This is a genomic window from Lysinibacillus sp. JK80 (genome assembly GCF_027557635.1).
Taxonomy (GTDB): Bacteria; Bacillota; Bacilli; order Bacillales_A; family Planococcaceae; genus Lysinibacillus; species Lysinibacillus capsici.
The window spans coordinates 174,108-187,585 of sequence record NZ_CP058997.1; the positions used below are offsets into that span (position 1 = coordinate 174,108).

The 13,478-nt window shown below is 34.2% G+C and carries 14 protein-coding genes; all 14 read left to right on the plus strand.

Annotated elements, in window-relative coordinates:
• Nucleotides 1-53 precede the first annotated feature (53 nt).
• Nucleotides 54-476 (plus strand): hypothetical protein, encoded by a 423-nt coding sequence (locus HXV90_RS00935; RefSeq protein ID WP_269898143.1) that lies wholly within the window; start codon nt 54-56, stop codon nt 474-476.
• 282 nt (nt 477-758) lie between these two features.
• A complete protein-coding gene (locus tag HXV90_RS00940; RefSeq protein WP_269898144.1) occupies nt 759-1,025 on the plus strand; it encodes an SUKH-3 domain-containing protein in 267 nt (88 codons plus the stop codon).
• Nucleotides 1,026-1,358: 333 nt separating this feature from the next.
• Nucleotides 1,359-1,697: a hypothetical protein gene (locus HXV90_RS00945; protein ID WP_269898145.1), complete on the plus strand. Its 339-nt coding sequence runs from the start codon at nt 1,359-1,361 to the stop codon at nt 1,695-1,697.
• 140 nt (nt 1,698-1,837) lie between these two features.
• Nucleotides 1,838-2,515, plus strand: coding sequence for an endonuclease V (locus HXV90_RS00950; protein WP_269898146.1), 678 nt, complete (start codon nt 1,838-1,840; stop codon nt 2,513-2,515).
• 601 nt (nt 2,516-3,116) lie between these two features.
• Nucleotides 3,117-4,040, plus strand: coding sequence for a serine/threonine-protein kinase (locus tag HXV90_RS00955; protein WP_269898147.1), 924 nt, complete (start codon nt 3,117-3,119; stop codon nt 4,038-4,040).
• A gap of 462 nt (nt 4,041-4,502) precedes the next feature.
• Complete coding sequence (locus HXV90_RS00960; RefSeq protein WP_269898148.1) at nt 4,503-6,671, plus strand: transcriptional regulator; 2,169 nt, start codon at nt 4,503-4,505, stop codon at nt 6,669-6,671.
• A 196-nt stretch (nt 6,672-6,867) separates the two neighbouring features.
• Nucleotides 6,868-7,293, plus strand: a complete 426-nt coding sequence (locus HXV90_RS00965) for a membrane-associated protease 1 (RefSeq protein WP_269898149.1) — start codon at nt 6,868-6,870, stop codon at nt 7,291-7,293.
• 89 nt (nt 7,294-7,382) lie between these two features.
• Nucleotides 7,383-7,817: a J domain-containing protein gene (locus HXV90_RS00970; RefSeq protein ID WP_269898150.1), complete on the plus strand. Its 435-nt coding sequence runs from the start codon at nt 7,383-7,385 to the stop codon at nt 7,815-7,817.
• 29 nt (nt 7,818-7,846) lie between these two features.
• On the plus strand, nt 7,847-8,422 hold the full coding sequence (locus HXV90_RS00975; RefSeq protein WP_269898151.1) for an FHA domain-containing protein: 576 nt from the start codon (nt 7,847-7,849) through the stop codon (nt 8,420-8,422).
• 35 nt (nt 8,423-8,457) lie between these two features.
• A complete protein-coding gene (locus tag HXV90_RS00980; RefSeq protein ID WP_269898152.1) occupies nt 8,458-8,985 on the plus strand; it encodes an FHA domain-containing protein in 528 nt (175 codons plus the stop codon).
• 6 nt (nt 8,986-8,991) lie between these two features.
• Nucleotides 8,992-9,831, plus strand: coding sequence for a PP2C family protein-serine/threonine phosphatase (locus HXV90_RS00985; RefSeq protein WP_269898153.1), 840 nt, complete (start codon nt 8,992-8,994; stop codon nt 9,829-9,831).
• 28 nt (nt 9,832-9,859) lie between these two features.
• Complete coding sequence (locus tag HXV90_RS00990) at nt 9,860-11,506, plus strand: serine/threonine protein phosphatase (protein WP_269898154.1); 1,647 nt, start codon at nt 9,860-9,862, stop codon at nt 11,504-11,506.
• Between the two features lies 1 nt (nt 11,507).
• Nucleotides 11,508-12,785: a normocyte-binding protein gene (locus HXV90_RS00995; protein WP_333474114.1), complete on the plus strand. Its 1,278-nt coding sequence runs from the start codon at nt 11,508-11,510 to the stop codon at nt 12,783-12,785.
• On the plus strand, nt 12,776-13,471 hold the full coding sequence (locus tag HXV90_RS01000) for an iron-dependent peroxidase (RefSeq protein ID WP_269898155.1): 696 nt from the start codon (nt 12,776-12,778) through the stop codon (nt 13,469-13,471). The genes HXV90_RS00995 and HXV90_RS01000 overlap by 10 nt, the downstream gene beginning before the upstream one ends.
• Nucleotides 13,472-13,478 lie beyond the last annotated feature (7 nt).

Below are 13,478 nucleotides of genomic sequence, written 5' to 3' on the forward strand. Positions count from 1 at the left end.
ACAAAAAACAATATTTAAATGAGGTTCATATTTCAATAGAAAGGAAATAAAATATGGATATAAATGAAATTGAAAATCTACCTGATAGAATACCAACTGAAACACTAATATCAATGTTTCAAAATGCATTAGATCAATTTAGAAATAATAAAATTGAAAAAGATGGTTTTTTATTAATCCTTAGTAAACTAACAGACAGGCAAGTTATGACATATGAGTTATTAAGAAGTGACATACGAAATGATATTGATAGAACTCTCTCTAGATTATGGAATACAGATTCCTATGATGAAGTAGATATTATTCTTTCTATTGTAGTAAATCTCGGTCTAGAAACTTGCTTTAATAAAATAAAAGAATTTCTGGAACAGTTTGAGGATATAGATAAATCAATCCTAGATGAAATACAGGAAACAATAGATGAAGTAGGCGAGAATATATCTAATCCGTATTATAGTTTAGAAAAATTTATATAGTCTGTTTGTGAAATGCCGTAATTTAAATTTAAAGAGAGATAGCACAAGGATCAACGGAGAGAGAAAATGACCCAAAAATCCTTAAAAGGATGATGAGAGTTTCGGAATTAAGCAGTTGAAAATTGTGATGAGATTCAGGCAGCTTAGTGATTTTCGTAAATAGAATTATAAATAGGGAGAATATTTATTACAAAATTTTTCAGATGAAACGAGAGATATATTGCTACAAGCGGGTTGGAATCCAAATACTAAGTTTGAATTAAGCGGAACAGTAATTTTTTAGTGGGGTATCAAGTATTTAATCCAGTGGTTGATGCATTAAGTCAATTTGGTGGGGTTGAATATAAATTTAAGCATCCGGATGGAAGTTTGGAAACCTTTCATTTTAGCCTAGAAGATTTACATGAAAAAGAAGACTTTGAGGGATTTGAGGTACGAGTAAAAAAGCCGCTCGTAATAATTGGAGAAGCATATCGTGAGAATTTAGTAATATTTATTTCAAACTCGGTATTCATTTTTAAGTTTGGAGATGCATATTTGAGCCACTAGATATTCTTTGCTTATTTAGAAAACCAGAAGAAATCGAATAATAAAGTTGAGTCATTTCTGGATGACTTGACATGCTTGAGAGTGGGGTTGTCAAACTTCAAAGTGAAGAATGTCTACTGAATTGCACGAGAAATGTATGAAAAACATAATTGACGAAATGAAGGGTAGACACATTGCAAGAAAGTAATATTTAACAATATGTAAGAGAAGAAGGGCATGCTCCAGAATTGAAAAGTATGGTTCGTCAGAAAAAGTTATATATGGTAGCGTAAGAATAAGTCCAGCAATGGATGTACTTACAGGTTTATACAAAGAATAGGAGGATAAAAATTAATGTTTGAGGAGAAGCAACAACAACATACTAAGTGGTTCTTAGATGGAGATTTAAAATTACGACAACAAGATCTCGGCGATGAAAGAATAGGTATTTGGGTTTCGGTTCATAAATTTAACATTTGTTTTACAATGATTATGTATGATTTTATTGACTGGTGTCGGGAGTTGGATATAAATTTAGAGGTCGATTTTAGTTTGAATAACCATAGGGGCTTTGTGATTGAGAGTAAGGATCTGGTGTTGTTAAAGTCAGAAATAAAAATATTCATAAACACCAACAATATAAAGCCTAGTGAAGGTGGCGAGAAATTTTCTGACGATGTGTGGTATTCATAATATAATATGAAAATTTTCCTAAAGCGATCGATAATTTTAAAACGAGAGAGAATTAGATTTAGTTAGCTATTTTAATGGGCAAAGAAAGAAGAACATAAAAGACTAGTAAAAAAAGTGAAAGAATGGATGAATGATGGAAAATGGAAAAAGAAGAATTGTTTAAAAGTGAACAAGAAAAATGGATTTCAAAGATTTCATTAGAAAACAATTTTCAGTTAGGAGCTATTCGTCTAGTAGCTGGAATTGATATTGCATATTGGACAGAGGGGAAGAAAGATTATGGGGTTTGTTGTATTGTCGTAATCGATTATATTACCAAACAAATTATCGAAGAAGTAGAATATTGGGGTCAAATAGATGTTCCATATATTCCAGGATATCTTGCTTTTAGGGAGCTTCCGATGGTGATAGAAGCAGTGAAAAAGCTGCAATGTGAACCAGATCTTTATATGTTTGATGGAAATGGTTATCTTCATTATAGACATATGGGGATCGCAACACATGCTTCTTTTTATTTGAAGAAACCTACAATAGGTGTTGCTAAAAGTTACTTGAAGATAAAAAATACCGATTTTCAAATGCCGAAAAATGTAATGGGTGATTTTACTTATATTAAGGTTGATGGGGAAGTATATGGGGCAGTTTTGAGAACAAGAAAGGATGTAAAGCCCATTTTTATTTCATGCGGTAACTGGATCGATTTAGAGACTTCAATAAAAATAACTCTACATTTTGTAGAAAAAAATAGTCGATTACCAATTACGACACGTTATGCAGATTTAGCTACTCATGAGAGTAGAAGAAAATATACTCAATAGATTCAAACATAGTAACGTCCATTTGTTAGGGTATTAGTAGGAGTTTTTTGGTTACTCATAGATTTAATAAAAGGTGTCGTACAATCAATATAAAATAACTCTACAACATTATAAACTTAGTAAATAAATGAACCTGAAGAAAAGTGCTTTTTATTTTCAAATACATAATTGGGAAGTTTACGATAAAAAACATAAAGACCCTTAAGTAATGTGTTCAGAGTATATCCAAAAGAGGAATCTGTTTTTTATAAATACAACTATAATCTACATAAAATAAATATCTCGCAAAAATAAATTGCTAGAGTATCTTTTGAAATCAATTGCTTCAATCACCTATCTAAATGTGATTTAAGCTTTTTTTATGAATAAAGGTTAGTTTAAATTCGACTTTCTAATATAATAAGAAATTCTTAACGAGAGATGGATAAAAAATCAAAATGTCAAATAGATGTACCAAACCTCAAATGGAAAGAAGATAACTATTTAATAAAAAGATATAAATTGGTATACTTACATTAATTTGTATTTTAGTAAAATGTAGATAATTTGATCTATATTTGCATGATAGGTTATCAATGCTTATAAGGGGGAAAGAGCAAAAATGCAAGCAACTCAATGTGAATTGAGCTTACCGATAAATAGTGGTCTAAATAATACATACAAAATAAAAGAAGTTCTTGCTACTAGTAAATTATCCATCGTCTATCTTGCGGAAAATATTAATAATGAAAAGCGACTCATTGTTAAAGAATTCTTTCCAAAAGAAATGGCTTTACGGGATTTAGATAATAGAACAATCATTAATCGTTTGCCTTCAACAAAGCATAAATTTGAAGGCCTAAAAGAAATTTTTCTTAATGAAGCAGTCATTATGCAGCAAATAAATCATCCTAATATTGTCAAATATGCTGAGCATTTTGAGGAAAATGGATCGATTTATATTGTTATGGATTATTATGAAGGAAAACTATTAGATGAATATTTAAAGGATTTTCCTGTCCATAATCGAGACCATTTATACACAAGTATCTTTCTCCCTTTAATAGATGCGCTCTGCTATGTACATAAACTGGGGATTCTCCATCGTGACATTAAGCCAAGTAATATTATGATAGATTCAAAAGGTAATCCATTTTTACTAGATTTTGGTTCCGCGATTTTTTTTAAAACAGCTAAAGAATATCAAATTTTTACAAGCTCAGGTTACTCTCCTCTTGAGCAATATTCTAATAAGTCCGCGCAAGGTGTCTATACCGATGTTTATAGTTTTGCAGCAACATTTTACTATTCAATGACAAATAGTATTCCGCCTGATGTTTCTCAGCGGCTTATTGAGGATAAAATTGAAAAAGTAAAAGAGCATAATAAAAGTGTAAGTATTCTTTTATCCTACATCATTATGTGGGGGTTGGCAGTGCAAGTAAAAAAACGATGTCCTTCCCTACAAATCATGAAGTGGGTAATAACTGTTGAAGAATTTGTCAATAGGATAAGGAACTATTTTAAGGTAAATAATTCTAAATGACCAATTATCTAGAAAAAGTAATCCGATATTATCATTTTGTAGAGTAAGCTAAGAGCTCTGTACAGCCTAAGGGGGTTAAGAAATTCACCTTAGGCTGTCTTTTTATAATAAAAAAAAGTGGAAAACTACATTTTTCCTAAAGAAATATCATAAAATTTATTATGTTTAATTTTTCCTATAAACCTATCTATTTACATTTTAATTAACAAAATATTCTAATGTAAATATTGACAATAAAATAAGATATTGTATAGTTACTTTGTGATACATAATGTCATTTGTGATATAGATAAAATGGTTATAAAATTTTAACTTCAGTTTAGATAAACTGCAGTTTCTTTTTCTGTTAATGGAATTTTATAACTAAAAAGTAAATTTAAAGTTATTTTTCGCAGATGATTATGCTTACTCGAAATCCGATGTAAAAAGGAGGGATGGCTGTATAATCATACGGCCGACTGAATGGAGATTATTAGTCAAACAAACAGAACCATGCTATTTGAGGAAATTAATCCTGAAAAGATGGACTTAATTACGCTTGTTGGTGATGTAAAGGGGATTGACAGTCTAAGTGATGAAAAGATTAAAGAAATTAATCAATATCTTCTTGTCAAAAGCTTTGATGAATTTTTAGATAAGTTTTCTCCAACGGTTTATTCATTCTACAATGCTGCTAATCAAAAGGTAATGTATACCCTGAAAAAACCTGAAGGAATTCAAGAAGACTGTATTTCTGAAATAGCAATCGATCAAAATAATGATTTTTTAAAGATGCTCTTCACCCTCATTGATACAAAAAGAAGTCAGGGCATTACGAATGTCGATTTTAAATTTGAAAATCTACTTGATATGATCTCTCCTAAAAAAGTCATGGACGACATTCGACAAGTCAGAAAAGAAATCCATTACTTGTATGGTGAATATGAGAAATTAGATGATGGTGATCCAAAAAAATTGGATACAGGGGACAAGCTAAACCTGATGTTTGAAGTAGCAAGTAAAAATTACAACAATGTCATGGCCATGCTACCTTTAGCAATCGAAGATATTAAAACTAGATTATTGTTAGGTGTTAATCAGGATGAGGGGGAATCCGAAAAATTACAAATTGGGACCCTTTCTATTGGTGACAATGGTGAGTTGAAAATTATTGAGGCACCTCAAAACAATAGCTCGGAACTAATGGTGATTGAAGAAAATAGTAACTATGGTTTAAGTACTGTTTTTGAAGAGGATTATGAGGCGATTACAGAATCTCCTTCTTCCTATGTAAAAGATTTAGTTGTAAGAACGTTCTCACCTCTACCAGCTGTGAAAGCCGAATTTGATGTGGAAACAGAAGTTCAAAATTACAATACATACCTTGAGTTCTATAAGAATGCGAAGGATGAATTTGTAAAAACGGTCAAGCCTTTAGTGGAAAAGCTATTAGGCATCAAAATGTACTTTGATCAGTACACAACGAAAAATAAAGGGATGCAGCCATCATTGCTTGTGACAAACACTAAGCTCGATATGCTCGTAAAAAGTAATAATCTACCACGGTTACGTACGTATTTAAATACAGTAAACTCTAAAAATGACTTTACGGATACGGTGTGGTATGGCATTGTTCCTGCACTAGAACTAGAGGCTACTGGAAAAATGAAGGTAAGCCGATCAAGGTTTAAAGGGAACGATAAGGTTGCCAAACAAGAAGGCAACACAATGGAATCCTTATCGATTCTTCTAGATACGATAAAAGATTACAAAGTTCAGGTTTTCTTCAACTTCATGGCGGAGGAAGAAACAACATTCAACGGCATTGCAACCGCAGGGATAGATCGTCTGATTGATAAATGCTCTGTGCTTGTTCGAAAAGACTATAGTGAGTTTGCGATACCGTGCTTACCGAACTTCACCATAATTCCAAAGGATAAATCGGGTGTCGTTATTGATGCGAGAATGTACACTACTGAAAATGGTGCACGATTATCTAAGGAAAAGGAAGATATTTTAAAGCTATGGATTGAAGGGGTCTATGTCGGTGCTAGCTATGTAGCTGCCGGTATCGTTTCGGCTTATCAATGTCCAGAATATTTAAAAGAGTCGTTCAGAAATGTTCAGAGAAATTATCCTGGCGTACGATTCGATATTGAAGCTGGGGATCACTCGCTTAGAGCTGTTACTACGATGGCAAAGGAAATCTCAGGGTTTACGAATAATATTAAAGATGCGATTAACAGCAGAAGCTTTGGCTTTGTGTTCTCGTCAGAAAATGCTCAGCTTCAAGATAAAGATATTAAACGTATTACTGTCTATAAAGCTAGAAGCTTAGCGATGGAAGAGGATGGATTCGATTCAATCTACAAAACACAGGTGAGTACGTATATTGAAAGAATTTTACGCTTCCAATCAGGTGACTTTAAGCATGAAAATATTGTTAGGTTCTTCAGTAATAATCCAAGTAGTCAAAAAAGTAAATGGCTGAATGATAAAGGCTATGTAAACTCCATTATCCAAGATGGAGATGATATCGGCTACATTATCGATGAGAAAACGAGCACGTGTCAAATTGACCTTGTGTTTAATGGTAATGTGAAGAATTTAGAAGTGATGATTACAAAAGGAACTAGTGCTGTTAAAGCCTAACAAGTTTAAACATACAATTATTCAATTTTTCAGTCGTATGTTTAAGATTTTTTAAATCTTTTAACATAAATATGAATCTTCATTAAGATGGAGTGTTACATATTTCTCGATATTTTATTGAGAAATGAAAACAGCATGTGTTCAAAACTTTCATCTTATGAACAGGAGATTCAAAAAATATTAGGAGGGAAAAAGAATGGGTTTTGTATTAAAAGTAGAAGGATCAGAGGCAATTGAACTAGGGTTAGAAAGCATTATGTCTGTTGAATATGAAACAGACACGCCAAATGACTCTAACGCACGTTCTACAGATGTTGGAGCCACTTTAAAAGTAAGAGGTAAAATTCTTACAGCAACTGATGGTGACAATTCTGATGATACGATGAAATTAGGTTTATGGTCATTAGTACCAGCTGAAAAGGCTGACTGTTACCGTAAAGTGACATTAGAAGTTGTTTCTGCAGATCAAGTAGTAAGAAAAATTCATTTCCCGAACGCTTTTGTGGTGGACTATACAGAAAGATTCGGTGACACAGAAGGTATTGGTGAATTCTTCTTATTTGTTAAACAAAAGAAAGACAAAACAGACTTAGCAAAAATCGAAGGCGGCTACGCTGTCTAAGAGTGAGATAGCACACTAAAAATTATCTAAGGGGCTTAATATAGCTCCTTAGATAATTTTTGAATAATCCTAGTACTGGGGATGAAAAAATGAAAACACATTATGACACATTAGGTGTTAGTAAAGACGCGACACAAGATCAAATAAAGCTCGCTTATCGAAAGCTTTCAAAAAAGCATCATCCTGATGTAAGCGGAGGAAACAAAGAATCTGAAAAAATTTTCTTAGAAGTCACAGAGGCATATAAAGTTTTGAAGGATGAAGCTGCTAGGAAGGCCTATGATGCTCGACTAGATGGCACTGCGCAAAGTTGGAATAATGAACACTCAGCTAATAAGCAATCGACAAGTCAACAGTCGACTGCAAAAAGGCCAGATTTTAATATGAACAATATTGAAAAAAACTTTGAACATTTCTTTGGCTTTAATCCTAAAACAAAAGAGACGTCCTCAACGTTACATAAGAAAAATAAGAAGAATCCTCTTGATACTACAGATTTATTCGAACGTTTCTTTAATAAATAATTCAAAATGGCAAGAAGGAGTGTGATTATATGCAGGAACCATATTCAAGTAAAGATTATAGTGACAATGCAAGGAAAAAAATGTTTATAAGAATCATCGATATTATTATTATCACAATTGCCTTCTTTTTTATCCTTTATGTTTTTGTTATGAATCAGGAAGTCCTTTTAAAATTTGTTATCGGAACCGTAATGGTGATACTTGCTATTATTTATGGTTCTCTCAAGTACGAGGCAAAATCACTCACTCAAGCTAAGACAAACAACGACATTTCAAAGCTAGTACTCCTTAATGAACGTGGGATGGAAGTAGATGAATGGGAGCTGGGCGATCAAATTTCATTGCTTATCGGGAAAAGCACAGCTGAACATAAGGCAGATATTGATTTATGTGGAACGGAATATGAATCTCTTGTGAATTATGAGCATGCTGTATTAAATTGTGTAGCTGGAATTTGGTATATAGAGGATATTGATTCTGTAAATGGTGTTGGCTTAAAAAAAGCTAATAAGCGCGTTAAAAATAGATTGAAACAAGAGATCCCTTACCCATTAGGTAATGGAGACACAATATACATAGCAAATACGCGAATTTTGGTGAAATAGAGAAAGAATTCGGAACATAGATGGGGGATAACGAAATGAGTTTGATAAGATGTACAAATGGTCACATGTTTAGTTCAAGGAGACATCGCAATATTTGTCCATATTGTAACGTGATGGTGGAGCAGGAGCACAGACAAAATAGCCCAACCGCTCCTGTCGCTGAATCAGATGATAAAACATTGCCCTATTTAGGAGAAATGGATGGAATTGATCCAGTAACAGGTTGGTTGGTTTGTATTGAAGGCCCTCAAATGGGTAGAGATTATCGCATCTTATCTGAAAAGAATTTTATAGGTAGAGCAGAAGATATGCATATCCGGATAGCAGGAGATAATTCCATCTCGAATCGTAACCATGCTGTCATTGTTTATGATCCAAAAAAGCGTAATTTTTATTTATTACCAGGTGATGCCTCTGGATTAGCTTATCTGAATAATGAAGCCGTTTATACACCAACGGAATTAGCAGCTTATGATGTTATTCAGTTAGGGCGAAGTATGTTTTTATTTATTCCATTATGTGGTGTTCACTTTGAATGGGAAAACAATCAAAGTGAGGAATGATGATATATGGATCAAAATTTAGTGCCTTACATAATTGCCTTAATTTTCATCATTATCCTCATCGTTTTGCTAATTATCAGAGGTATTCTAGCTCAAAAAATGGATAAAGGGAAAATTTATATTGGTAATGGTCAAACGATAGGAAGACGTGATGAACAGGATGATTATTTCTCCACAACCGAAACAATGCATGGCACAATTGCAGTGCTTGCAGATGGTATAAGTGGTTTAGCTAATGGTCGTATGGCCAGTACTATCGCTGTAACGACATTTATAGAAGAATTTAAAAGGCTTACTACCTTAAAAAATCTACCTAACTTTTTTAAGGATGCAGCGATGGCAAGTAATCATATGATTTTAGAAAATTTAAATGGCTCGAACGGAGGAACTACGTTAGTCACGGCCATTATCGACAATGAAGGTTTACTCCATTGGGGGGCTGTAGGAGATAGTGTTATCAAAATTTTTAGAAATGGCGAATTTATAGCGGTTAACCAAAAGCATATTTTTGAATCAGTGTTAACAGAGCGATATATATCTGGTGAAATAACTCAGCTTGAGGTGCAAGAAAATCCTCTGAAAAAGAGACTTATCAATTATTTAGGGTATGAAGGCTTCAAAAATTTAGATATAGGGGAGAGCCCTATTCAGCTAAATAGAGGGGACAAGGTATGTCTATTTAGCGATGGAGTCTATGATACATTAACAGAGGTTGAAATGGAAAAAATTCTCTCACAGCAAACTCCTCCCTATGATATTGCTCAAGACATTATTAAAGCTGTTGAACAAAAACGCTTAAAAAATCAAGATAATGCAACCATCGTTATTCTAGAAAAAACATGGTAAACATTTTACATGTTAAGGAGGAGTAATCATGAGAAAAGAAAACAGCGACTTTAAAACTAGTTTTCTATCCGAAGCTGGTTCATTTTTGCAGAACAAAGATTACTTTGCCTATACAGAGCTCGACGATGTAGCCTGCTGGGTAGCTGTAAAAGGGTTGGATTCTGATCAGGAAATAAGTAGCGCAGAACTTGCTGTGAAGGCAATTTTGGAAAAATTTATGGAAAAGCCATCCATGTCTAGAAGAAGCATTAAAAAATATTTAAGAAATGCGCAAGCTATACTTCAGGCTCAAAGCTTAAGGGTGAGATTAAAGGCAAGTATTGTTATGGTCGTATCAGATTACTCAAAAATGATTGTTGCAGTCGCGGGGAATTCGAGGCTGTATCATTTTCGTAATGGTACTTTATCATATAAAACCACTGATCAAAGCTTAGCGCAGGAGATCGTTAACAGCAGGAATCGTTCGCTGGATATAAGCCAGCACGAGGAAAGAAGCAACCTCCTCAATTATCTTGGTAAACCTGAAGATTTTAAGCCCTTTGTTTCTAAGAAAATGAAGTTATTGGATGGCGATGTGTTAGTGCTTTGCACGGCGGGCTTTTGGGAGGATGTCAATGAGATTGAAATGGCCGACGCGCTGGAAGATACGAAAGATCCTGAGCAATACACGGATTTATTAGAAGAGGTGCTTTTAAGTAGGCAAAGGAAGGTTGTAAATAATTATACAATTGCCACTGTATTTGCTAATAAGGTTTATCAGGAAACAAATAAGAAAAAAATGAAGTACATTAAAATGATTGCTGCCGCATTAATCGTAGCTTTAGTCGTTGGGGGCAGTACCCTTTTTTATCAAGCGAAGCAAGCCAAAAAAATGGCAGAATTAACCGTTGAAATGAAGGACCATGAAAAGAGCGGAAATCTTTATTTTCAAGATGGAAATTATGAAAAAGCGCTTCTGGAATATAGTGAGGGCAGAAATGCAGCCAAAAAATTGAAGGATCCAATACATAGAAATTTACTGGCTAAAAAGTTAAGAATTACAGATCTCATCTTAAATGGAGATAAATCAGCCGAAGAAGGAAAATTTACAGATGCTCTTGAGCAATATGAAAAGGCTAAAAAAGAAGGAAAGCTCATTAAGAACTTTGGAAAGGAAGCGACTGAGCAAAGAATAGCGAATATGGATACGATTGTTCAAATTGCTGAAGCTGTGAAGGATGGAGATTTTCGATTTGAAGCAGAAGATTACAATGGGGCACTTGAAACATATGAAAAGGCAAGGAAAAAGGCCCTCACCATCTCCTATACTGGTGAGCCTCAAATAAAGACAAAAATCGAAGAGACAGAGGCTAAAATTGCTGAATTGAAAAAGGCCCAGAAGGAATTGAAGGCAGAAGGTTTAGAAAAAAGTGGAGATCAGAGCTATGCACGTCAAGAGTACGGAAAAGCGATTGAATATTACACACTTGCACAGGAAATTTATCAGGAGACAGAGCTACTGTCAAAGGTTTTAGGTCTTGAGCGAAAGGTTATGAACGCCAATGATAAATTAAATCCACCTCCTCAGGCACCGGCTACTGATATAGACCCATCTTACGAAGCGGCAATACCATTTGAAGAAGGGGCAGCTGCCAATGAGTCATCTGATGCTGAAGTGATGAAAGAGGGAAAGTAAAGTGATAAAAGAGCTCATGTATGAACGGTTACGCAAAATAGAGGATTTAGAGCAACGTCAACTGCTAAAAGATATTGTCAGTGGCGTTTTTGTAAATTTAATTGACTATCAGGATGAAATGAATAGAAAGCTTGAAGAGCGAGTATTTAACGAAATAGAAGATGTTGAGAATAGGTTTGACATTTATGTAACGCTTAGTTCAAAGGAGGATGTTGACCCGATTCATCAATGTTTATTTCCGATGCGACCAGCTGATTTAGAAACGAAAGTAATCGATACAGCCAAATTACTTGAATCGTTAAAAAACAAAGAACAAGCCGTCCTGTGTACTTTATTTCTAGAGTGTGACTCGATACAAATTCAGCAGTTACTAGTTGAGAAACGGCGCTTTAACGGAACTCTCGTCACAACAGAAGGACAAGTAGAGATAAAGGTAAGTCTTTCGAGAAATTCAGACTATTTGCAAGAAATCGATAAGCTATATCCGATATTCCAAATTAATGGATTGCCGTGGAAAACCATTAATCACCCATACGCCTATAAATTTTTGGATGTAAATTTAGTAGATTGTCCCCCTTTAAATGAAGATACTGAAATCATTGAGATAATGGTTGATTTAGAGGAATACGAGTCAAAAAAGAGACTGGACATGGTTCCACTATGGAATATTGAACGACATGAGGTCAAGAATGTGGGGTTCCCCATTCCTGCTATCGATAAGATCAATTATGAGCATGTCCTTTCAATCCGCAAAATCGGCAATGAGCATGGGTATCTTGTTGAAGCGGATGAAGAGAATGTTCGTTACGTTAAACGTTCAGATAATGAATTAACCATTGTTTCACCACAAGACAAGTCAGGGGTTTGGCAGTTAATCAAAATTGCAAAAATGGAAGATGAGAAAATTGGAAAGCTTCATTATGAGCTTGTTTCCAATCGACGAATAGAGCATTTTATGCACAAATTTGCTAGTAAGTATACTGCAAATGTTAAAACGAAGGGGGAGATTACTAGGATGATTAATTCCTTCGAGGCAGCTGTTAGCGTTGAGCTAGTAGATGTAGATATAGTGGACTCTTTTTCAAGGGCAGGTTTTACACACTCAGCAAACCCTTTCTTAACAGAAATGATAGGAGAAAATAGTCATAAAAAAACGATGCTACTAAAGTTTAAGGCAAAAGCGAAAAAAGATTTTATAGCAAATGATATTTTGAGCTTTTTAGTATCCGAAGTACAACGACATTTCTTTGAATATAAATGTGTAGGTGTGTGGCTATGAATTATATTTGGGATTTGCTCATTAAAGCCGAGGATGAGGGACTTTCTAAAAAGGATATAAATTTTCACCTTGCCGAGACATATTCGCCCTATATGGAGCTTAGTCCACAGTTTTTAAATACACAGTTGGTTGAGCAGCACGTCGAAGTAAATCCGTACTATCGCTACTTTGATATTTTTAACAATCTTTTTCACCCGGATAATACATCTGATAGAGCGTTTAGGGAATATTTTTTTGACATCGTACTGCATTTCTTAGCTGACATTGATCGTATGCAGGGGATGAATAAAAAAGAGTTTTTTATTCGCTTTATTTTAAAAGATATCGAAGCCAATGTATTTGGCAATGTAGTACGTCATAATATTTGTTCGTTTTCAAAAAAGGAACAAGAAATCGTGGTCCTGAACATGCTGAGACTGTACCAGACCGGGGATGAAATTTACTTATTAAAGGATACGCTAAAAAGGCTCTTTAAAGGTTGTTTCATCTATGTAAAATCAGAGGAGCAAGATGAGTTGCTTTTATATATACGTCAGAAGAAGACAGAGCAGAATGAGCAAAAGGTACAGCTCATACAGGAAATATTTTTGCCTATCAGCTTCCATTTAGAGGTTTATTGGCAATATCACTTCGGCATAATCGATGCAGAGGAAACAATGAAGCTAGATCGAATAGCTCTTTACTAAACAGGGC

Excerpts from the sequence above, each read along its gene's own strand:
- HXV90_RS00935 (WP_269898143.1), top strand. The coding sequence starts at position 54 with ATGGATATAAATGAAATTGAAAATCTACCTGATAGAATACCAACTGAA.
- HXV90_RS00945 (WP_269898145.1), top strand. The coding sequence starts at position 1,359 with ATGTTTGAGGAGAAGCAACAACAACATACTAAGTGGTTCTTAGATGGA.
- HXV90_RS00950 (WP_269898146.1), top strand. The coding sequence starts at position 1,838 with ATGGAAAAAGAAGAATTGTTTAAAAGTGAACAAGAAAAATGGATTTCA.
- HXV90_RS00955 (WP_269898147.1), top strand. The coding sequence starts at position 3,117 with ATGCAAGCAACTCAATGTGAATTGAGCTTACCGATAAATAGTGGTCTA.
- HXV90_RS00960 (WP_269898148.1), top strand. The coding sequence starts at position 4,503 with ATGGAGATTATTAGTCAAACAAACAGAACCATGCTATTTGAGGAAATT.
- HXV90_RS00965 (WP_269898149.1), top strand. The coding sequence starts at position 6,868 with ATGGGTTTTGTATTAAAAGTAGAAGGATCAGAGGCAATTGAACTAGGG.
- HXV90_RS00970 (WP_269898150.1), top strand. The coding sequence starts at position 7,383 with ATGAAAACACATTATGACACATTAGGTGTTAGTAAAGACGCGACACAA.
- HXV90_RS00975 (WP_269898151.1), top strand. The coding sequence starts at position 7,847 with ATGCAGGAACCATATTCAAGTAAAGATTATAGTGACAATGCAAGGAAA.
- HXV90_RS00980 (WP_269898152.1), top strand. The coding sequence starts at position 8,458 with ATGAGTTTGATAAGATGTACAAATGGTCACATGTTTAGTTCAAGGAGA.
- HXV90_RS00985 (WP_269898153.1), top strand. The coding sequence starts at position 8,992 with ATGGATCAAAATTTAGTGCCTTACATAATTGCCTTAATTTTCATCATT.
- HXV90_RS00990 (WP_269898154.1), top strand. The coding sequence starts at position 9,860 with ATGAGAAAAGAAAACAGCGACTTTAAAACTAGTTTTCTATCCGAAGCT.